Annotated in this window: 17 protein-coding genes and 1 pseudogene; 15 read left to right on the forward strand and 3 right to left on the reverse strand. The window is 60.2% G+C overall.

From position 1 onward, the window contains the following. Nucleotides 1-45: 45 nt before the first annotated feature. Together ACA072_RS01750 and ACA072_RS01755 are read left to right on the forward strand one after the other, a co-directional pair. Entirely contained in the window at nucleotides 46-1,056 is a 1,011-nt protein-coding gene (locus ACA072_RS01750) for a class 1 fructose-bisphosphatase (protein WP_497622719.1), read from the forward strand. 2 nt (nucleotides 1,057-1,058) lie between these two features. Then, on the forward strand, nucleotides 1,059-1,661 hold the full coding sequence (locus ACA072_RS01755) for a DUF924 family protein (RefSeq protein WP_497622720.1): 603 nt from the start codon (nucleotides 1,059-1,061) through the stop codon (nucleotides 1,659-1,661). A 117-nt stretch (nucleotides 1,662-1,778) separates the two neighbouring features. Here the strand turns inward: ACA072_RS01755 and ACA072_RS01760 are convergent, their stop codons facing one another. Together ACA072_RS01760 and ACA072_RS01765 are read right to left on the reverse strand one after the other, a co-directional pair. Beyond that, the gene (locus ACA072_RS01760; RefSeq protein WP_370694726.1) at nucleotides 1,779-2,543 is read right to left on the reverse strand and encodes a methyl-accepting chemotaxis protein; all 765 of its coding nucleotides are present in this window, start codon (nucleotides 2,541-2,543) and stop codon (nucleotides 1,779-1,781) included. Between the two features lie 93 nt (nucleotides 2,544-2,636). Then, nucleotides 2,637-3,671: pseudogene (locus ACA072_RS01765) on the reverse strand (HAMP domain-containing protein); the annotation flags it as partial. A gap of 283 nt (nucleotides 3,672-3,954) precedes the next feature. Here ACA072_RS01765 and ACA072_RS01770 point away from each other — a divergent pair. Then, on the forward strand, nucleotides 3,955-4,209 hold the full coding sequence (locus tag ACA072_RS01770; RefSeq protein ID WP_010464535.1) for a hypothetical protein: 255 nt from the start codon (nucleotides 3,955-3,957) through the stop codon (nucleotides 4,207-4,209). Nucleotides 4,210-4,240: 31 nt separating this feature from the next. Further along, a complete protein-coding gene (locus ACA072_RS01775; RefSeq protein WP_497622723.1) occupies nucleotides 4,241-4,810 on the forward strand; it encodes a lipocalin family protein in 570 nt (189 codons plus the stop codon). A gap of 118 nt (nucleotides 4,811-4,928) precedes the next feature. On the opposite strand, the gene ACA072_RS01780 is transcribed toward ACA072_RS01775, so the two are convergent. Continuing rightward, nucleotides 4,929-6,293 carry a formimidoylglutamate deiminase gene (locus tag ACA072_RS01780; protein ID WP_497622725.1) on the reverse strand — a complete coding sequence of 455 codons (1,365 nt, stop codon included), beginning with the start codon at nucleotides 6,291-6,293 and terminating at the stop codon, nucleotides 4,929-4,931. A gap of 146 nt (nucleotides 6,294-6,439) precedes the next feature. Here ACA072_RS01780 and hutC point away from each other — a divergent pair, with 146 nt between their 5' ends. The 11 genes from hutC to hutG all read left to right on the forward strand — a co-directional run bounded on the left by hutC (nucleotide 6,440) and on the right by hutG (nucleotide 19,764). Next, a complete protein-coding gene (hutC, locus tag ACA072_RS01785; protein ID WP_154505298.1) occupies nucleotides 6,440-7,150 on the forward strand; it encodes a histidine utilization transcriptional repressor HutC in 711 nt (236 codons plus the stop codon). Next, nucleotides 7,147-7,716, forward strand: coding sequence for a HutD/Ves family protein (locus ACA072_RS01790; RefSeq protein WP_497622727.1), 570 nt, complete (start codon nucleotides 7,147-7,149; stop codon nucleotides 7,714-7,716). The genes hutC and ACA072_RS01790 overlap by 4 nt, the downstream gene beginning before the upstream one ends. Nucleotides 7,717-8,180: 464 nt before the next feature. Further along, on the forward strand, nucleotides 8,181-9,863 hold the full coding sequence (gene hutU, locus ACA072_RS01795; RefSeq protein ID WP_497622729.1) for a urocanate hydratase: 1,683 nt from the start codon (nucleotides 8,181-8,183) through the stop codon (nucleotides 9,861-9,863). A 154-nt stretch (nucleotides 9,864-10,017) separates the two neighbouring features. Continuing rightward, on the forward strand, nucleotides 10,018-11,490 hold the full coding sequence (locus ACA072_RS01800) for a purine-cytosine permease family protein (protein ID WP_497622731.1): 1,473 nt from the start codon (nucleotides 10,018-10,020) through the stop codon (nucleotides 11,488-11,490). Nucleotides 11,491-11,559: 69 nt separating this feature from the next. Then, nucleotides 11,560-12,528 carry an ABC transporter substrate-binding protein gene (locus tag ACA072_RS01805; protein ID WP_048396062.1) on the forward strand — a complete coding sequence of 323 codons (969 nt, stop codon included), beginning with the start codon at nucleotides 11,560-11,562 and terminating at the stop codon, nucleotides 12,526-12,528. Between the two features lie 70 nt (nucleotides 12,529-12,598). Beyond that, nucleotides 12,599-13,450, forward strand: coding sequence for an ABC transporter permease (locus tag ACA072_RS01810; protein WP_461978651.1), 852 nt, complete (start codon nucleotides 12,599-12,601; stop codon nucleotides 13,448-13,450). Then, entirely contained in the window at nucleotides 13,447-14,277 is an 831-nt protein-coding gene (locus tag ACA072_RS01815; protein WP_109627517.1) for a quaternary amine ABC transporter ATP-binding protein, read from the forward strand. Before ACA072_RS01810 ends, ACA072_RS01815 begins: the two co-directional genes overlap by 4 nt. A gap of 158 nt (nucleotides 14,278-14,435) precedes the next feature. Further along, nucleotides 14,436-15,959, forward strand: coding sequence for a histidine ammonia-lyase (gene hutH, locus ACA072_RS01820; RefSeq protein WP_497622733.1), 1,524 nt, complete (start codon nucleotides 14,436-14,438; stop codon nucleotides 15,957-15,959). 117 nt (nucleotides 15,960-16,076) lie between these two features. Beyond that, complete coding sequence (gene hutH, locus ACA072_RS01825) at nucleotides 16,077-17,609, forward strand: histidine ammonia-lyase (RefSeq protein ID WP_497449792.1); 1,533 nt, start codon at nucleotides 16,077-16,079, stop codon at nucleotides 17,607-17,609. Between the two features lie 135 nt (nucleotides 17,610-17,744). Beyond that, the gene (hutI, locus tag ACA072_RS01830) at nucleotides 17,745-18,950 is read left to right on the forward strand and encodes an imidazolonepropionase (RefSeq protein WP_497622736.1); all 1,206 of its coding nucleotides are present in this window, start codon (nucleotides 17,745-17,747) and stop codon (nucleotides 18,948-18,950) included. A gap of 10 nt (nucleotides 18,951-18,960) precedes the next feature. Continuing rightward, nucleotides 18,961-19,764, forward strand: a complete 804-nt coding sequence (gene hutG / locus ACA072_RS01835) for an N-formylglutamate deformylase (RefSeq protein WP_497622738.1) — start codon at nucleotides 18,961-18,963, stop codon at nucleotides 19,762-19,764. Nucleotides 19,765-19,984: the final 220 nt, after the last annotated feature.

Raw genomic sequence — 19,984 nt, forward strand, 5'->3', positions numbered from 1 at the left:
TTAAACTGCGCGGGTTTTTAGCCCCCCATTCCACCGGAGCCTTCCATGTCCCGCGTTACCCTGAGTCGCTATTTGATTGAGCAGACCCGTAGCAACAACACCCCTGCCGATCTGCGTTTCCTGATCGAAGTGGTGGCGCGTGCTTGCAAGGAAATCAGCCACGCCGTATCCAAGGGCGCCCTCGGCGGCGTTCTGGGCAGCATGGGCACTGAAAACGTCCAAGGTGAAGTGCAGAAGAAGCTTGATGTGATGTCCAACGACATCCTGCTCGAAGCCAACGAATGGGGCGGTCACCTGGCCGGCATGGCGTCCGAAGAAATGGACAATGCCTACCAGATCCCGGGCAAATACCCGAAAGGCGCGTACTTGCTGGTATTCGACCCACTGGACGGTTCGTCGAACATCGACATCAATGCGCCGGTCGGTACGATCTTCTCGGTCCTGCGTTGCCCGAACGAATACCTGACCCAGAACGAGCCTTTGAACGAAAAGGCCTTCCTGCAGCCAGGCACTCAGCAGGTTGCCGCCGGTTATGCGATTTACGGTCCACAGACCATGCTGGTGCTGACCTTGGGCAACGGTGTGAAAGGCTTTACCCTGGACCGTGAAATGGGCAGCTTCGTACTGACCCACGAAGACATCACGATCCCGGAGTCCACTCAGGAGTTCGCGATCAACTCGTCGAACCAGCGTCACTGGGAAGCTCCGGTACAACGCTATGTCGGCGAATTGCTGGCGGGCGACGAAGGCCCGCTGAAAAAGAACTACAACATGCGCTGGGTCGCCGCGATGGTTGCCGACGTGCACCGTATCCTGACCCGTGGCGGCTTGTTCATGTACCCACGTGACAGCCGCGAGCCATCCAAGCCGGGCAAACTGCGCTTGATGTACGAAGCCAACCCGATGTCGTTCCTGGTTGAACAGGCTGGCGGTGCGTCCACCGACGGTCACCAGCGCATCCTCGACATTCAGCCTGAAGGCCTGCACCAGCGTGTAGCGGTGTTCCTCGGCTCGAAAGAAGAAGTCGCACGCGTTACGGCTTACCACAAGGAATAAACATGACCGCGCCCTGGCAGCCGTTGCTCGATTGGTGGTTCGGAACGCTCGAATCCCCCAACGACATAGCGGCTGACAAGGGCAAGTTATGGTTTGGCAAGCGCGACAGCCAGGACCTCGAAGCGCAAACGCGTTTCGGTGACTGGGTCGAGCAGGCACTGGCCGGCGGATTGACTGACTGGGCGCAACGCCCTGAAGGTTGGTTGGCCTTGGTGCTGCTGCTCGATCAACTCCCGCGAATGATCTTTCGCGACACTCCAAAATCCTATTCAGGCGATCTCAGGGCTCAGGCACTGGTGGCGCAGGGCATTGCTGCGGATTTCGATCGGCAGTTGAGGCCGATTCAGCGGGTGTTCATTTACCTGGTGTTTGAGCATTGCGAGGATCTGGCGGTGCAGAACGAGGCAGTTTCGCGTTATATCGATCTGGTTGCGCAGCAGCCGGAGGCGGATGAGAAGCTGTTTACCGATTATCTGAACTATGCCGAGAAGCATCAGCGGGTGATTGCGCGGTTTGGACGGTTTCCGCATCGCAATGCGGTGTTGGGGCGGGAGTCGACGGATGAGGAGTTGGCGTTTCTATCGGAGCCTGGTTCTCGCTTTTAGTTTTCAGCTGTAGCTGATGCCGCCATCGCCAGCAGGCTGGCTCCCACATTTGGTTTGTGTTGTTCACAAATCCCCTGTGGGAGCCAGCCTGCTGGCGATGGGGCCAGTGACAGCAGCTTATATCCGGAAGCTGCCAACCAACTGCTTCAACCGCGCCGCTTGCTGTTCAAGATCAGCACACGCGCGCAATGTCGACTGCAAGTTCTCCACGCCTTCCTGGTTCAACGTGTTGATCTCGGTGATGTCGACGTTGATCGACTCCACCACAGCGGTCTGCTCTTCAGTCGCTGTCGCCACCGACTGGTTCATCCCGTCGATCTCACCGATGCGCTGGGTCACGCTGCCCAGACGTTCACCGGCCTGGTTGGCGATGCCGACGCTGCTTTCGCTCTGGCGCTGGCTGTCGGTCATGGTGCTCACCGCTTCCCGGGCGCCGACTTGCAGCTCCTCGATCATTTTCTGCACTTGCTGCGCCGAGTCCTGAGTGCGGTGGGCGAGGTTGCGCACCTCGTCCGCGACCACGGCAAAACCACGGCCGGCTTCACCGGCACGCGCCGCTTCGATCGCCGCGTTCAATGCCAGCAAGTTGGTCTGTTGCGAGATGCTGGTGATCACTTCCAGAATCTGCCCGATGTTCACGGTGTTGCTGTTGAGCGTTTCGATGTTGCCGCACGAATCACTGATCTTCGCCGAGAGCTGCTGCATAGCTGCGATGGTTTTATCCACCACTTGCTGACCGTCTTCGGCCAGGGCGCGGGCGTCGCTCGAGTGTTGCGAGGCGAGGGCGGCATTCTGGGCGATTTCCTGGGCGGCGGCCCCCAGTTCGTTGATCGCTGCAGCCACGCTGCTGGTGCGCGAGGCTTGCTGATCGGAGTTGAACATCGATGAGTTCGAAGCCGCCACCACACGCAGCGCCACTTCGTTGACCTGGCCGGTGGCCGAGGACACTTCGCGGATCGACGTGTGAATACGCTCCACGAAGCGGTTGAACGAGGTGCCCAGTGCGCCGAATTCATCCTGGCCGTGGATGGTCAGGCGTTTGGTCAGGTCACCTTCACCTTCGGCGATGTCATGCATGGCGCGGCCCATGGTCAGCAGCGGCTGCATCAGGAAGCTGATCAGCATGCCCAGCAACGCGATGATGATCACCACGGCGATGACCATGGCGATGATCGCCGAGGTGCGGAATTCGCTGAGCATCGCGAACGCGGTCTCCTGGTCCAGCACCAGCGCCACGTACCAGTCGGCCGAGGGCACACCGTTGACGTGGGTAAAGGAGATGAACTGGGTCTTGCCGTCGAGCTCGACCTCTTTCAGGCCCGGGCTGACTTTCGGCGCGCCGTTCGGGTAAGCCTCGGCGAGGCTCTTGAGTACCAGTTTGCTGTCCGGGTGGATCAGGATCTTGCCGTCGGCGCTGACGATGAACGCGTGGCCGTGACCGCCGAAGTTGAGCGAGTTGATGATCGCACTGACGCTCGACAGGTCGATGTCCGCACCGGCGACTCCGATCATCTGGCTCTGATGCTGCACCGGCGTGGCGACGGTGATCACCAGTTTGCCGGATGAAGCGGCGATGTACGGTTCGGTGACGATGGTCTGTTGCGCGCTGTTGGCCGCCTTGTACCAGCCACGGGCGCGAGGATCGTAATCCGCCGCGCGATTGCCGGCCGGGATCGAGAACATCACGCCGTCAGTGCCCCCGAAGTAGCTCAGCTGGAAGTTGCCGGTGTAGGCCGGCAAGTCGATGGCGCGCTTGAGGCTGGCGGGTGCGTTGCCGTCCACGGCGATCTGCTGGGACAGCGATTGCAGCAACTGGATGCGGCTTTCCAGCCAGGTCTGGATGTTGCTGGTGGTCAGGCTGCCGAGCTCCTGCATCGAGGATTCGGTACTGCTGCGCAAGGTCTGGCGCTGGCGGTAGTCGTTGAACAGGATAAAGCAGGCGAACGCTACGGCGACCACGAGGGCGGCTGCCAGCAGGATCTTGTGGCTGAATTTCATGTTTCTGGTCATTAAATGCACTACCGCGGAGGGGCTGGTCAGCGAGGGGCGTCAATTTGCCACAGTCGAGGGCTTTGCGCTGCTTCTATGTCGACTGGCGAGCGCCAAAGATTAGGCGCCTTTATGCGAAAACCGACGAAATACTCAGCGGCGCAAGAAAGTGGCTGATTTTTCGGAAAAAGGCAGACGAGCGGCCTGATAAATAGCCGGGCAGTCGGGGAACCAGATAGGGGTTTTCTCTTCTAAGCTTTGCTTGGCAGCCATGCCATTCCCCCTTCGCCCCAGGAGCTACACCATGTCGCTGCGATCTATCGCCTTGCTCTCGTTCTGCGTGTTGTTGGCCGCATGCAGCAAGGTCAATCAGGAAAACTACTCGAAGCTGTCGGCCGGCATGCCCAAGGCAGAGGTTGAAGCCTTGCTGGGCAAAGCCACTGACTGCTCGGGCGCGCTCGGCATGTCCAGTTGCACCTGGGGTGACAAGAACAGCTTTATCAGCGTGCAGTACGCCGGTGACAAAGTACTGATGTTTTCCGGCCAAGGCCTGAAGTAATCCGGGGCTACTCGCCCACGGGAGAAAAACAATGAAGCGGTTATTGATACTCCTTTTTGCCAGCCTGGTATTGGCTGGCTGCGCCACTTCTGGCACAGATCCGTTGGCGCCGAAAACCGTCAACAGCGTCAATCTCAAGAAATACCAGGGCACCTGGTACGAATTGGCCCGTCTGCCGATGTATTTCCAGCGCAACTGCGCGCAATCCGAAGCCCATTACACGCTTAAGCCTGACGGCAATGTGTTGGTGCTGAACCGTTGCCTGACGGCGGACTGGCAGTGGGAAGAGGCCAAGGGCACGGCTTATCCGCAAGTGCCGGGCAAGACCGACAAATTGTGGGTCGAATTCGATACCTGGTTCTCGCGATTGCTGCCGGGTGTGGCGAAAGGCGAATACTGGGTGCTATACGTCAGCGACGATTACAAGACTGCCATCGTGGGTGATCCGAGCCGCAAATATCTGTGGCTGCTGTCGCGGACTCCGTCGGTTAACGGTGTAGTGCGTGAAGAACTGCTGAGCAAGGCGCGTCAGCAGGGCTACGACACCACGCGGTTGATCTGGCGTGCGTCGGATACGCAGATGGCCAAGACCTCGAACTGATTGCCACTGGAAATCCAATGTGGGAGCGGGCTTGCTCGCGAAGGCGGTTTAACAGTCAACGAAGATGTTGAATGTTGTGGCCCCTTCGCGAGCAAGCCCGCTCCCACATTTTTTTGCGTTAGCCCAGAAGGTCGCGCAGGACCTGGGTAAACGCGCGGTTGCTCTCTTCTTCATCCGCATGCCGCCCATCCCGCACAACCCACTGGCCATTGACCAGCACATCCCGCACCTGACGATCGCCACCGGCAAACAACCAACGATTGAGAATCCCGTCACCACTGGCCGTCGCCAGATACGGATCGTTGCCGTCCAGCACCAGCCAGTCCGCACGTTTTCCAACTTCCAACGCACCAATCGGCTGGCCCAACGCCTGAGCGCCGCCATCCAGCGCAGCGTCGTACAAAGTGCGGCCGACCATCGGCTGATCCGCGCCATACAAGCGATTACGCCGCTGATCGCGCAGACGCTGGCCGTATTCCAGCCAACGCAATTCTTCGACCACGCTCAATGACACATGGCTGTCGGAGCCGATGCCCATGCGTCCGCCCTGGGCGAGGAAATCCACCGCCGGGAAAATTCCGTCACCAAGGTTGGCTTCAGTGGTCAGGCACAGACCGGCGATGGCGCGACTCTTGGCCATCAACGTGACTTCCTCCGGGTTGGCGTGGGTCGCGTGGACCAGGCACCAGCGCTGGTCGACTTCGGTATTTTCGTAAAGCCATTGCAGCGGACGACGACCGCTCCAGCTCAGGCAGTCATCGACTTCTTTCTGCTGTTCGGCGATATGAATGTGTACCGGGCACTGCTTGTCGCTGGCCGCCAGCACTTCGCTGATCTGCTGCGGTGTGACCGCGCGCAACGAGTGGAAGCACAAGCCCAGCGACTGCGCCGGTTGCTGCGCCAGGGTTGGCTGCAAGCGCGCCTGAAGCGTGAGGTAGTTTTCGGTGCTGTTGATAAAGCGGCGCTGGCCGTCGTTCGGGGTCTGGCCACCGAAACCGGAATGGCTATAAAGCACTGGCAACAGTGTCAGGCCGATACCGGCGGAGCTGGCGGCCTGGCTGATGCGCAGCGCCAGTTCGGCCGGGTCGGCGTATGGCTGGCCAGTGGTGTCATGGTGTACGTAATGAAATTCCGCAACCGAGGTGTAACCGGCCTTGAGCATTTCGATGTAGAGCTGACGAGCGATGACCCCGAGTTGATCCGGGCTGATTTTTCCGACGAGGCGATACATCAGATCGCGCCAGGTCCAGAAACTGTCGTTCGGATTACCCGCCACTTCCGCCAGCCCGGCCATGGCTCGCTGGAAGGCGTGGGAGTGCAAATTCGGCATTCCCGGCAGTAGCGGACCGCTCAGCCGTTCGGCGTCATCTGCGTGGTAATCGGCCTGGATATGGGTCAGCACGCCATCGGCGCTGACCTCAAGACGTACATTGTTGGCCCATCCACTAGGCAGCAGCGCGCGTTCGGCAAAGAAGGCGGACATGGTTCAGCACCCCATCGTGTGTTATTTGTATATACATATACAGACGTTTGCCTGCTCGGTAAACTCCGGCAAGCTAGCAACCTCTCTTCAACGAACAAGGATAAACCGTGCCGACTCCGCCCCCAGTGTCACCGTTGGCCGCGAACATGGGCGACAGTCCGGCGCCCTTGTACGCCCGCGTCAAACAGATGATCACCCAGCAAATCGACAGTGGAAACTGGCCGCCGCACTACCGCGTTCCGTCGGAAAGCGAGCTGGTCAGCCAACTCGGTTTCAGCCGCATGACCATCAATCGCGCCCTGCGCGAGATGACCGCCGACGGTCTGTTGGTGCGCATGCAAGGTGTCGGTACGTTCGTCGCCGAACCGAAAAGCCAGTCCGCTCTGTTTGAAGTGCACAACATCGCCGACGAAATCGCCTCCCGTGGCCATCGCCACACGTGCAAGGTGATCACCCTCGAAGAAGAGGCTGCCGGCTCCGAGCGCGCCCTGGCCCTGGATATGCGCGAAGGCCAGCGGGTTTTCCATTCGCTGATCGTGCATTTCGAAAACGACATTCCGGTGCAAATCGAAGACCGTTTCGTCAACGCGCTGGTGGCGCCGGATTACCTCAAGCAGGACTTCACCCTGCAAACGCCATACGCCTACCTGAACCAGGTCGCGCCCCTGACTGAAGGCGAGCACGTGGTCGAAGCGATTCTGGCTGAGGCCTCCGAGTGCAAATTGCTGCAGATTGAAAAGGGCGAGCCGTGCCTGCTGATTCGTCGCCGCACCTGGTCTGGCCGTCAGCCAGTGACCGCCGCCCGTTTGATCCACCCCGGTTCCCGTCATCGTCTGGAAGGTCGGTTCCATAAATGAGTGAGTTGAAAGTTTTACGCGCAAAAGATTACCCACGCATGCCGTGGAAAAACGGCGGCGGCAGCACTGAGGAAATTACCCGTGATGCGGGTACTGGCCTTGATGGTTTCGGCTGGCGCCTGTCGATTGCGGATATTGGTGAGTCGGGCGGCTTCTCGACCTTCGCCGGTTATGAGCGCGTGATCACTGTGCTGCAAGGCGACGGCATGACCTTGCGCGTCGACGGCCAAGACACGCCTGCGTTGTTATCGCTGGAACCGTTTGCCTTCAGTGGCGAGAGCCAGGTGTCCTGCACGTTGCTCGGCGGGCCGATACGCGACTTCAACCTGATTTATGCACCGCAACGTTACAGCGCGCGGTTGCAGTGGCTGGAGGGGGAGCAACGGTTCTTCAGTTCGGCCGGGACTGTGCTGGTGTTCAGTGTCACCGAATCGCTGGAAGTGAAGGTCAGTAACAGTGCCCAGCAATTGGGTCGGCATGATTGCCTGCAACTTGTTGGTAACACCGGCCTGCTGGAAGTCTTCAGCAATGGGGCGTGCTGTGTGATCGAGCTGACTGCACGCTGATTCAAGATTCTTGAAAGATCGCAGCCTCGTTTCACTCGACAGCTCCTACAGGATGAACACCATCTCCCTGTAGGAGCTGTCGAGTGAAACGAGGCTGCGATCTTTTGCTTTCCGGCGTTCCCCAACGCGCACCACTTTGTTACCGAACGCCCCAGCGTGGCGCAAAACCCCGCTCAAGTAACAGCTGCCTCCCCTCCACAAAATCCCCCCTCGAAAAATTTCATCTTCGTCAAAACCCTTGATCCAAGGGCCTTCCAGCGTCCCGGAAAACTTTTCTTGAACACCCATCCAACAAGTTGGCCGCTTGATTGCATATGCTTGTATGTACAAGTAAAGACGTATGCGTATGAGTCGACCGAGACTCCTCGCAACGTCCACTGATTCGCCTGTGGCGCACCAATACGCACAGGCTGGCTTACCCACCGCCAGGGTTGGTTTGGATTGATCGCTGAGGAGTCTTTTTCGTGACTGACAATAAACCTACAAAGTTTCGTGACGTTGAAATCCGCGCTGCCCGCGGTAACACGCTGACCGCCAAGAGCTGGCTGACCGAAGCGCCGCTGCGCATGCTGATGAACAACCTCGACCCGGAAGTCGCCGAGAACCCTAAAGAACTGGTGGTTTACGGTGGTATCGGTCGTGCGGCACGTAACTGGGAATGCTACGACAAGATCGTCGAAAGCCTGACCAACCTGAATGACGACGAGACCCTGCTGGTGCAATCCGGCAAGCCGGTCGGCGTGTTCAAGACCCACACCAACGCGCCACGCGTGCTGATCGCCAACTCCAACCTGGTTCCACACTGGGCGAGCTGGGAACACTTCAACGAACTCGACGCCAAAGGCCTGGCCATGTACGGCCAGATGACCGCCGGCAGCTGGATCTACATCGGCAGCCAGGGCATCGTCCAGGGCACCTACGAAACTTTCGTCGAAGCCGGCCGCCAACATTACAACGATGACCTGAAAGGTCGTTGGGTCCTGACCGCAGGCCTCGGCGGCATGGGCGGCGCTCAACCTCTGGCTGCAACCCTGGCCGGCGCGTGCTCGCTGAACATCGAATGCCAGCAGGTCAGCATCGATTTCCGCCTGAACAGCCGCTATGTCGATGAGCAAGCCACCGACCTCGACGACGCGCTGGCTCGTATCGCCAAATACACCAAAGAAGGCAAGGCGATTTCCATCGCGCTGCTGGGTAACGCGGCGGAAATTCTGCCGGAACTGGTCAAGCGTGGCGTGCGCCCGGACATGGTCACCGACCAGACCAGCGCCCACGACCCGCTCAACGGTTACCTGCCGGCTGGCTGGACCTGGGAAGAGTACCGCGCTCGCGCCAAGACCGAGCCTGCTGCCGTGGTCAAAGCCGCCAAGCAATCGATGGCCGTGCACGTTAAAGCGATGCTCGAATTCCAGAAAATGGGCATTCCGACCTTCGACTACGGCAACAACATCCGTCAGATGGCGCAGGAAGAAGGCGTGGAAAACGCATTCGACTTTCCAGGCTTCGTACCGGCTTACATCCGTCCGCTGTTCTGCCGCGGCATCGGTCCATTCCGTTGGGCTGCACTGTCGGGCAACGCCGAAGACATCTACAAGACCGACGCAAAAGTAAAAGAGCTGATCCCGGACGACGCCCACCTGCACAACTGGCTGGACATGGCTCGCGAGCGCATCAGCTTCCAGGGTCTGCCGGCACGTATCTGCTGGGTTGGCTTGGGCCTGCGCGCCAAGCTCGGTCTGGCATTCAACGAAATGGTCCGTAGTGGTGAATTGTCCGCGCCAATCGTGATCGGTCGCGACCACCTGGACTCCGGCTCTGTTGCCAGCCCGAACCGCGAAACCGAATCGATGCAGGACGGTTCCGATGCTGTGTCCGACTGGCCACTGCTCAACGCTCTGCTGAACACCGCGAGCGGCGCAACCTGGGTTTCCCTGCACCACGGTGGCGGCGTCGGCATGGGCTTCTCCCAGCACTCGGGCATGGTGATTGTCTGCGACGGTACTGACGAAGCGGCCGAGCGTATCGCTCGCGTGCTGCACAACGACCCTGCGACCGGTGTCATGCGTCACGCCGATGCGGGTTACCAGATCGCGATCGACTGCGCCAAGGAACAAGGGCTGAACCTGCCGATGATTACCGGCAAATAAATTAGCCATGTAGCAGCTGCCGCAGGCTGCGTTAAGGGCCGAAGGACCTTCGTTCCAACTTGGAATACCAGGGTCGCTTCGCAACCCGACGCAGCCTTCGGCAGCTGCTACATGGATCGAGTAAACCAGAATAACAATCCACAGAGGTTGAATCATGGCTGTTAACAACGATCGTGCAGGCAGCAAACCGTTGATCGAGACACGCTCGATCGACTACATCCCGGAAGCGGAAAGACACGGTCGTCTGTTTAGCCAGTTCACCCTGTGGATGGGTGCCAACCTGCAAATCACCGCGATTGTGACCGGCGCTCTGGCCGTGGTGCTGGGCGGTGATGTGTTCTGGTCGTTGATCGGTTTGCTGATCGGGCAACTGATCGGCGGTGGCGTGATGGCGCTGCATGCCGCACAAGGGCCCAAGCTTGGCCTGCCACAGATGATCTCCAGCCGCGTGCAGTTCGGCGTTTATGGCGCAGCTATTCCGATCGTGCTGGTCTGCTTGATGTACCTCGGTTTCACCGCCACCGGTACGGTGCTTTCCGGCCAGGCGCTGGGCCAGTTGTTTGGGGTTAGCGACAGCGTCGGTATCCTGATTTTCGCCAGCGTCATCGTGCTGGTCACGGTGCTCGGTTATCGGGTTATCCATTGGATAGGCCGTGTAGCCAGTGTCATTGGCGTGATTGCCTTTGTTTATCTGTTCAGCCGTCTGATCAGTCAGGTTGACGTTGGCGCACTTCTGCAAATCCGTCACTTCAGCTGGAGCAGCTTCCTGCTCGCGGTGTCGCTCGCGGCATCCTGGCAGATCGCCTTCGGCCCTTATGTGGCTGACTATTCTCGCTACTTGCCGAGCAAGGTTTCCTCGGTGAAAACCTTTTTTGCCGCAGGCGCAGGTTCGGTCATTGGCGCCCAGGTGGCAATGGTCCTTGGCGTGTTCGCTGCCGCTTCGGCCAACGGCCAGTTCGCCGGCCACGAAGTGGCCTACATCGTCGGTTTGGGCGGTACCGGTGCCACCGCAGCGCTGCTGTACTTCAGCATCGCGTTCGGCAAGGTCACCATCTCCACGCTGAACTCCTACGGCAGCTTCATGTGCATTGCGACCATCATCAGCGGTTTCCGTGGTGAGCTGAAGGTCACGCGCTTGCAGCGTCTGGTCTTCGTGCTGGTCATCGTCGGTGCGGCGACCCTGATGGCGTTGCTCGGTCAGCACTCGTTCCTTGGTGCGTTCAAGTCCTTCATCCTGTTCCTGCTGGCGTTCTTCACGCCATGGAGCGCGATCAACCTGGTGGACTACTACTGCATCACCCGTGAACGCTATGACGTGCCGGCGCTGGCCGATCCGAACGGTCGCTACGGTCGTTGGAACGCCCTCGGTATCAGCGTTTATGTCTTCGGTGTACTGGTACAACTGCCGTTCATTGCCACGAAGTTCTATACCGGTCCGCTGGTAGAAGTCCTGGGTGGTGTGGATATTTCCTGGATCATCGGTCTGGTGCTGCCCGCCGCGCTGTATTACGTGTGCGCAAAAAAATGGCACGGCTCGGTGCCCGATCACCTGATTCTGCCGGTCGAGCAGGACAGCGTTGTACAACAAAAAACAAGTGGGGCTGGTCGCGCTGCGGCGCAGGCCTGATTGGACGTAGACAGGGCTGGATGCCTCTTGACTGCCGTAAGCCAATTCATGATTAGGAGCGTCACTACAATGAAATCGAACAAGACCCTGCTGACCACATTGCTTTCCATGGGCCTGCTCGCCAGCGCCGGCGCCACTCAGGCCGCGGGTTGGTGCGAGTCGGGCAAACCGGTGAAATTCGCCGGCCTGAACTGGGAAAGCGGCATGCTGCTGACCGACGTGATGCAAATCGTGTTGGAGAAGGGCTACGACTGCAAGACCGACAGCCTGCCGGGCAACTCCATCACCATGGAAAACGCCCTGAGCAGCAACGACATTCAAGTGTTTGCCGAAGAGTGGGTCGGCCGCAGCGAAGTCTGGAACAAGGCGGAGAAGGCCGGCAAGGTTGTCGGTGTCGGCGCTCCGGTCGTTGGCGCAATCGAAGGCTGGTACGTGCCTCGCTACGTGATCGAAGGCGACGCCAAGCGCAAGCTGGAGCCCAAGGCCCCGGACCTGAAAGCTATCGCCGATCTGGGCAAATACGCCGCCGTGTTCAAGGACCAGGAAGAGCCTTCCAAGGGTCGTTTCTACAACTGCCCGGCGGGCTGGACCTGTGAGCTCGACAACAGCGAAATGCTGAAAAGCTACGGCCTGGAAAGCACCTACACCAACTTCCGTCCGGGCACCGGTCCGGCGCTGGATGCCGCAGTGCTGTCGAGCTACAAGCGTGGCGAGCCGATCCTGTTCTACTACTGGTCGCCAACCCCGCTGATGGGCCAGGTCGACCTGGTCAAACTTGAAGAAAAGCCAGGCGTGGACAAAAGCGTGACCATCAAGGTTGGCCTGTCCAAGACCTTCCACGAGCAAGCCCCGGAACTGGTGGCGGTGCTGGAAAAGGTCAACCTGCCGATCGACCTGCTCAACCAGAACCTCGGGCGCATGGCCAAAGAGCGGATCGAGTCGCCAAAACTGGCCAAGATCTTCTTGAAGGAACATCCTGAAGTCTGGCACGCATGGGTGAGCGAAGACGCAGCCAAGAAAATCGACGCGGCCTTGTAGGTTGGGCCTCTCCGACTGCCGGTGACGGCAGTCGGACGCTTGATCGCAACCCCTTGATTGAGAGTCTCTTATGTTTCCCGAAAGCTTTACCTTTTCCATCGCCGACTGGGTCAACGGTTGGGTCGATTCGCTGGTCACCAACTACGGCGACGTGTTCCGCAGCATCTCCGACACCCTGCTTTGGGCCATCGTCAATCTTGAAGGGCTGCTGCGTGCGGCGCCCTGGTGGCTGATGCTGGCAATCGTGGCGGGCGTTGCCTGGCACGCGACCCGCAAAATCGTGACCACCTCTGTGATCGTCGGCCTATTGTTCCTGGTGGGCGCGGTCGGCCTCTGGGACAAGCTGATGCAGACCCTGGCGCTGATGATGGTGGCGACGGTCATTTCGGTGTTGATCGGCATCCCGCTGGGCATTCTCTCGGCACGCAGCAATCGCCTGCGTTCGGTGCTGATGCCGCTGCTGGACATCATGCAGACCATGCCGAGTTTCGTGTACCTGATCCCGGTGCTGATGCTGTTCGGCCTCGGCAAGGTCCCGGCGATTTTCGCCACCGTGATCTACGCTGCGCCGCCGCTGATTCGCTTGACCGATCTGGGTATTCGCCAGGTCGACGGCGAGGTGATGGAAGCGATCAACGCCTTCGGTGCCAACCGCTGGCAGCAACTGTTTGGCGTGCAACTGCCGCTGGCCCTGCCGAGCATCATGGCCGGGATCAACCAGACCACCATGATGGCCCTGTCGATGGTGGTGATCGCCTCGATGATCGGTGCCCGTGGCCTCGGTGAAGATGTGTTGGTGGGGATTCAGACCCTCAACGTCGGTCGTGGCCTTGAAGCCGGCCTGGCGATCGTGATTCTGGCAGTGGTCATCGACCGCATTACTCAGGCGTATGGTCGGCCACGGCATGAGGTGAGCAAATGAACAACGAAGCCATCAGCAAAATCGAAGTCAAAAACGTCTTCAAGATTTTCGGCAACCGTTCCAAGGAAGCGCTGGGCATGATTGGCCAAGGCAAAACCAAGGATCAGGTGCTGGCCGAGACCGGCTGCGTGGTCGGCGTGAACGACCTGTCGTTGAGCATCGGCACCGGCGAGATTTTCGTGATCATGGGCCTGTCGGGCTCCGGCAAATCGACCCTGGTGCGCCACTTCAACCGCCTGATCGACCCGACCAGCGGCGCGATCCTGGTGGACGGCGTGGACATCCTGCAATACGACATGGAAGCCCTGCGCGAATTTCGCCGGCACAAGATCAGCATGGTGTTCCAGAGCTTCGGCCTGCTGCCGCACAAGACCGTGGTGGACAACGTCGCCTATGGCCTGAAAGTGCGTGGCGAGAGCAAGCAAATGTGCTCCGAGCGTGCGCTGCACTGGATCAACACCGTGGGCCTCAAGGGCTACGAAAACAAATACCCGCATCAGCTCTCGGGCGGCATGCGTCAGCGTGTGGGCCTGGCTCGTGCGTTGGCGGCGGACACCGACATCATCCTGATGGACGAAGCGTTCAGTGCGCTCGATCCGCTGATCCGCGCCGAGATGCAGGACCAGTTGCTGGAACTGCAAAAGACCCTCCACAAGACCATCGTCTTCATCACCCACGACCTTGATGAGGCGGTGCGGATTGGTAACCGGATTGCGATTCTCAAGGACGGGCGCCTGATTCAGGTCGGTACGCCGCGAGAGATCCTGCATTCGCCGGCCGATGAGTATGTCGACCGGTTCGTACAGCGTCGCGCGGCGGTGGTTTGACAGTCGATCGTTCCCACGCTCTGCGTGGGAATGCATCCCGTGACGCTCCGCGTCACCCATGCGCAGGGCTTGAGCCTTGCGCTGACAACGGGACGCGGAGCGTCCCAGGCGGCATTCCCACGCAGAGCGTGGGAACGATCAACTTCAAGAGGTTAAAGATGTCCCAGGCTGAAAAAATCGTTATCGCCGACGCCCCGCTGCGTTGGCAGGATGTGGTCGCCGTAGCCCGCCATGGCGCACAGCTTGAGCTGTCGCCACAGAACTGGGCGCGCATCGAAAATGCCCAGGCCATCGTCCAGCGCATCGTCGCCAGCGGCGAGCGCGCCTATGGCGTCAACACCGGTCTGGGTGCCTTGTGCAACGTCTCGCTCAAAGACGAGCAGCTCAGCCAACTGTCGCGCAACACCTTGCTCAGCCACGCCTGTGGCGTTGGCGCTCCGCTGGCCGACGAGCAGACTCGCGCGATCATGTGTGCGGCAATCCGCAACTACAGCCACGGCAACTCCGGCATTCATCGCCGTGTGGTCGAAGCTCTGCTGGCGCTGCTCAACCGCGGCATCACTCCGCAAGTGCCGTCCCAGGGTTCGGTGGGTTACCTGACCCACATGGCGCACGTCGGCATCGCGCTGCTGGGCGTTGGCAATGTCAGCTATCGCGGGCAGATCGTTTCCGCACAGCAAGCCCTGGCCGAAGAAGGTCTGCAACCGGTCCCGCTCGGTGCCAAAGACGGTTTGTGCCTGGTTAACGGCACGCCGTGCATGACCGGCCTCAGTTGCCTGGCGATTGCCGATGCCACGCGTCTGCTGCAATGGGCCGACGTGATCGGTGCGATGAGCTTTGAAGCCCAGCGCGGCCAGATCGCGGCGTTCGATGCCGAGATCATCGCGCTCAAGCCACACCCGGGCATGCAGCAGGTCGGTATCAACTTGCGGGCGCTGCTCGATGGCAGTGAGGTGATTGCGTCGAGCAAAGGCATCCGCACGCAGGATGCCCTGAGCATCCGTTCGATCCCGCAGGTTCACGGCGCCGCTCGCGATCAGCTTGAGCACGCCAAAAAGCAGATCGAAATCGAACTCAACTCGGTCACCGATAACCCGATGCTGCTGGGCTCGCCGGATAATTTCCGCATCATGTCCCAGGCCAATCCACACGGCCAGTCAGTGGCCCTGGCAGCTGATTTGCTGGCCATCGCCATGGCGGAAATCGGCTCCATCGCCGAGCGTCGCCTGGACCGCTTGATCAACCCGCACGTCAGCGGTTTGCCGGCATTCCTGGTGGCGAATCCGGGGGTGAATTCCGGGATGATGATCGTCCAGTACGTCGCCGCTTCGCTGTGCGCGGAAAACCGCCAGTTGGCGCAACCGGCGGTGCTCGACAACTACGTTACCTCGGGCCTGCAGGAAGACCACTTGAGCATGGGCACCAACGCGGCGCTGAAGCTGCATCGTGCGCTGGAAAACTGCACGCAGATTCTTGCGATCGAGTACTTGCTGGCGGCTCAGGCGTTTGAATTCTTGAAAGAACAACGTTTTGGCGCAGGCACAGATGCTGCGTGGCGTCTGCTGCGTGAACGTGTCCCTGCGTACGATCAGGATCGTTGGTTGGCACCGGACATCGCCGCCGCTGCCAGCGTGCTGAAAGACCCGATTTTGCTGCACAAGGCGTTACCGAACCTCAACTGATTTCTACACAAAAACCAGCGTGCCAAGGCGCGGCTCCCCAAAAGCGAGACGCGACGGACAACGGATATCTCCGGAGCGTCTGGTGAGTTCATAACAAACTCTCAAAAGGAGCACAAAATGACTGCGCTTAACCTTATTCCCGGCCAACTGAGCCTTGCCCAACTGCGTGATATCTATCAGCAACCGGTCAAAATCACCCTCGACAACAGCGCCTCGGCGCAGATTGAAGCCAGCGTTGCCTGCGTGGAACAGATCCTCGCCGAGAACCGCACCGCCTACGGCATCAACACCGGTTTCGGCCTGCTGGCCTCGACCCGCATCGCCAGCGAAGACCTGGAAAACCTTCAGCGCTCGCTGGTGTTGTCCCACGCTGCCGGTGTCGGCGAGCCGATCAGCGACGCGCTGGTACGCTTGGTGATGGTGCTCAAGGTCAACAGCCTGAGCCGTGGTTTTTCCGGCATTCGCCGCGTAGTGATTGACGCGTTGATCGCACTGATCAACGCCGAGGTTTACCCGCACATTCCATTGAAAGGCTCGGTCGGTGCGTCCGGCGATCTGGCGCCTCTGGCCCACATGTCGCTGGTGCTGCTGGGCGAAGGCAAGGCCCGCTACAAAGGCGAGTGGATGGAAGCGACCGAAGCGCTGAAAATCGCCGGTCTGACCCCGCTGACCCTGGCGGCAAAAGAAGGTCTGGCGCTGCTCAACGGCACTCAGGTTTCTACCGCCTATGCGCTGCGTGGTCTGTTCGAAGGCGAAGATCTGTTCGCCGGCGCCGTGGCAATTGGTGCCCTGACAGTCGAAGCGGTGTTGGGCTCACGCTCGCCGTTCGACGCGCGCATCCACGCCGCCCGTGGCCAGAAAGGCCAGATCGACGCCGCTGCCGCGTATCGCGATCTGCTGGGCGAACGCAGTGAAGTGTCCGACTCGCACCAGAACTGCGAAAAGGTCCAGGACCCGTACTCTCTGCGTTGCCAGCCACAAGTCATGGGCGCCTGCCTGACCCAGTTCCGTCAAGCAGCCGAAGTGTTGGCCGTCGAAGCCAACGCGGTTTCCGACAACCCGCTGGTCTTCGCTGCTGAAGGCGACGTGATCTCCGGCGGTAACTTCCACGCCGAACCGGTGGCCATGGCCGCTGACAACATGGCGCTGGCCATCGCTGAAATCGGTTCCCTGAGCGAGCGCCGTATCTCGCTGATGATGGACAAGCACATGTCGCAATTGCCGCCGTTCCTGGTGGCCAATGGCGGCGTGAACTCCGGTTTCATGATCGCCCAGGTGACCGCAGCGGCACTGGCCAGCGAGAACAAGGCGTTGTCCCATCCGCATTCGGTGGACAGCCTGCCGACGTCGGCGAACCAGGAAGACCACGTGTCCATGGCGCCGGCTGCCGGCAAGCGCTTGTGGGAAATGGCCGACAACACGCGCGGAGTTCTGGCCGTGGAATGGTTGGCGGCCGTTCAGGGGCTGGATTTGCGTGAAGGTCTGAAGACCTCGGCGAAGCTGGAAAAGGCGCGCGGGATTCTGCGTAACGAAGTGCCGTTCTATGAGAAGGACCGCTTCTTTGCACCGGACATCAATGCGGCGACCGAGCTGTTGGCGACGCGTTGCCTGAATGAGCTGGTTTCGGCCAAGTTGCTGCCTAGCCTCTAACCCCACCCACCCACCGATCGTTCCCACGCTCTGCGTGGGAATGCAGCCCGTGACGCTCCGCGTCACTGGACGCGGAGCGTCCCTAGAGGCATTCCCACGCGGAGCGTGAGAACGATCAAAGACGAGGAATTCGGGATGAAAACTCTCTGGCAACACTGCCACGTCGCAACCATGGCGCAAGGCGTCTACTCGATCATCGAGGACGCGGCCATCGTGACGTCCGGTGCGTACATTGAGTGGGTCGGCCCGCGCAGTGACCTGCCGGCGGGCGAGTACCCGGCCGTCAACGACTTGAAAGGGGCCTGGGTTACCCCGGGCCTGATCGACTGCCACACCCATACGGTGTTCGGCGGTAACCGCAGCGGTGAATTCGAACAGCGCCTGCAAGGCGTCAGCTATGCAGAAATCGCAGCGGCCGGCGGCGGCATCGCCAGCACCGTGCGTGCCACTCGCGCAGCCACCGAAGACGAGCTGTTCGCCAGCGCCGCCAAGCGCCTGAAAAGCTTGATGCGCGACGGCGTGACCACGGTCGAAATGAAGTCCGGCTACGGCCTCGACCTGGCCAGTGAACGCAAGATCCTGCGGGTGATCCGTCGCCTCGGCGCCGAACTGCCGGTCAGCGTACGCAGCACCTGCCTGGCCGCTCACGCGTTGCCACCGGAATACGTGGATCGCGCCGATGATTACATCGATCACATCTGCGCTGAAATGCTCCCGGCCCTGGCGGCCGAAGGGCTGGTGGATGCGGTGGACGCGTTCTGCGAATACCTGGCGTTTACGCCGGCACAGGTCGAACGCGTGTTCATCACCGCACAAGAACTCGGCTTGCCGGTGAAGCTGCATGCCGAGCAATTGTCATCGCTGCACGGTTCGAGTCTGGCGGCGCGCTACCACGCACTGTCGGCCGATCACCTGGAATTCATGACTGAAGACGACGCCATCGCCATGGCCAGGTCCGGAACCGTCGCGGTGCTGCTGCCCGGCGCGTTCTACTTCCTGCGTGAAACCCAGTTGCCGCCGATGGATGCCCTGCGCAAACACGGCGTGAAAATCGCCATCGCCAGCGATCTCAACCCCGGCACTTCGCCGGCACTGTCGTTGCGCTTGATGCTGAACATGGCTTGCACCTGTTTCCGCATGACTCCGGAAGAAGCCCTCGCCGGTGCAACCATCCATGCCGCCACCGCTCTGGGCATGGCCGACACGCATGGTTCGCTGGAAGCCGGCAAGGTGGCGGATTTCGTCGCCTGGCAAATCGATCGTCCCGCCGACCTGTCGTACTGGCTGGGCGGTGACCTGGAAAAACGCGTCGTACGTCACGGCGTCGAGACAAGCGTCTAGGAGAACTGTTGTGGATAAGGTTCTGAGCTTCAAACAAGGCCGCGTGCCGCTGCTGATCAGCATGCCTCACGCCGGCCTGCGCCTGACCCCGGCGGTCGAAGCCGGGTTGATCCCCGACGCACGCAGCCTGCCGGACACTGACTGGCACATTCCGAAGCTGTATGAGTTTGCCTCCGAGCTGGGCGCCAGTACCTTGGCTGCCGAATACTCGCGATTTGTCATCGACCTGAACCGTCCGTCTGACGACAAGCCTTTGTATGTCGGTGCGACCACTGGCCTGTATCCGGCGACGTTGTTTGACGGCATTCCATTGTTTCGCGAAGGCATGGAACCGTCGGTGGCGGAACGAGCGATTTATCTGGAGCAGGTGTGGACGCCGTATCACACCACTTTGCAGAACGAGCTGGCGCGACTGAAAGCCGAGTTCGGCTACGCGCTGCTGTTCGATGCGCATTCGATCCGTTCGATCATCCCGCACCTGTTCGACGGCAAACTGCCGGACTTCAACCTCGGCACCTTCAACGGCGCCAGTTGCGATTCACAGTTGGCCACTCAGCTGGAAGCGATCTGTGCGCGTCATGGCGATTACAGCCATGTGCTGAACGGTCGCTTCAAGGGCGGTCACATCACCCGGCATTACGGCAACCCGGCCGAGAATATCCATGCGGTGCAGCTGGAGCTGGGGCAGTGCACGTATATGGAAGAGTTCGAGCCGTTCCGCTATCGCCCGGACCTGGCTGAGCCGACGCAAGTGGTGCTCAAGGAATTGCTGCAAGGCCTGCTGGCCTGGGGCAAAAACCAATACAACGCATAACCCTTGTGGGAGCGGGCTTGCTCGCGAAGAGGGCGTGTCAGTCGATATCATTGTTGATGACACACCGCTTTCGCGAGCAAGCCGCTCCCACAGGTAATGCGTTCGACTTGATGTCAGGGCGCCACTGTCGCCACTGTGCAAATCTCGGTCGCTACAGTTCGCTTTTCCCCTCTCGACGCTGCGTAATGTTCTGCGCACGGTGCACAAAGACACCGAGCCC

Source organism: Pseudomonas sp. LBUM1656, assembly GCF_059716065.1.

What these genes read in the sequence shown, in the direction of transcription:
- hutH (WP_497449792.1), top strand. Translation starts at nt 16,077, where the DNA reads ATGACTGCGCTTAACCTTATTCCCGGCCAACTGAGCCTTGCCCAACTG.
- hutH (WP_497622733.1), top strand. Translation starts at nt 14,436, where the DNA reads ATGTCCCAGGCTGAAAAAATCGTTATCGCCGACGCCCCGCTGCGTTGG.
- ACA072_RS01750 (WP_497622719.1), top strand. Translation starts at nt 46, where the DNA reads ATGTCCCGCGTTACCCTGAGTCGCTATTTGATTGAGCAGACCCGTAGC.
- ACA072_RS01805 (WP_048396062.1), top strand. Translation starts at nt 11,560, where the DNA reads ATGAAATCGAACAAGACCCTGCTGACCACATTGCTTTCCATGGGCCTG.
- ACA072_RS01800 (WP_497622731.1), top strand. Translation starts at nt 10,018, where the DNA reads ATGGCTGTTAACAACGATCGTGCAGGCAGCAAACCGTTGATCGAGACA.
- ACA072_RS01815 (WP_109627517.1), top strand. Translation starts at nt 13,447, where the DNA reads ATGAACAACGAAGCCATCAGCAAAATCGAAGTCAAAAACGTCTTCAAG.
- ACA072_RS01790 (WP_497622727.1), top strand. Translation starts at nt 7,147, where the DNA reads ATGAGTGAGTTGAAAGTTTTACGCGCAAAAGATTACCCACGCATGCCG.
- ACA072_RS01755 (WP_497622720.1), top strand. Translation starts at nt 1,059, where the DNA reads ATGACCGCGCCCTGGCAGCCGTTGCTCGATTGGTGGTTCGGAACGCTC.
- hutI (WP_497622736.1), top strand. Translation starts at nt 17,745, where the DNA reads ATGAAAACTCTCTGGCAACACTGCCACGTCGCAACCATGGCGCAAGGC.
- ACA072_RS01760 (WP_370694726.1), bottom strand. Translation starts at nt 2,543, where the DNA reads ATGTTCAACTCCGATCAGCAAGCCTCGCGCACCAGCAGCGTGGCTGCA.
- ACA072_RS01775 (WP_497622723.1), top strand. Translation starts at nt 4,241, where the DNA reads ATGAAGCGGTTATTGATACTCCTTTTTGCCAGCCTGGTATTGGCTGGC.
- ACA072_RS01810 (WP_461978651.1), top strand. Translation starts at nt 12,599, where the DNA reads ATGTTTCCCGAAAGCTTTACCTTTTCCATCGCCGACTGGGTCAACGGT.
- hutC (WP_154505298.1), top strand. Translation starts at nt 6,440, where the DNA reads ATGGGCGACAGTCCGGCGCCCTTGTACGCCCGCGTCAAACAGATGATC.
- ACA072_RS01770 (WP_010464535.1), top strand. Translation starts at nt 3,955, where the DNA reads ATGTCGCTGCGATCTATCGCCTTGCTCTCGTTCTGCGTGTTGTTGGCC.
- ACA072_RS01780 (WP_497622725.1), bottom strand. Translation starts at nt 6,293, where the DNA reads ATGTCCGCCTTCTTTGCCGAACGCGCGCTGCTGCCTAGTGGATGGGCC.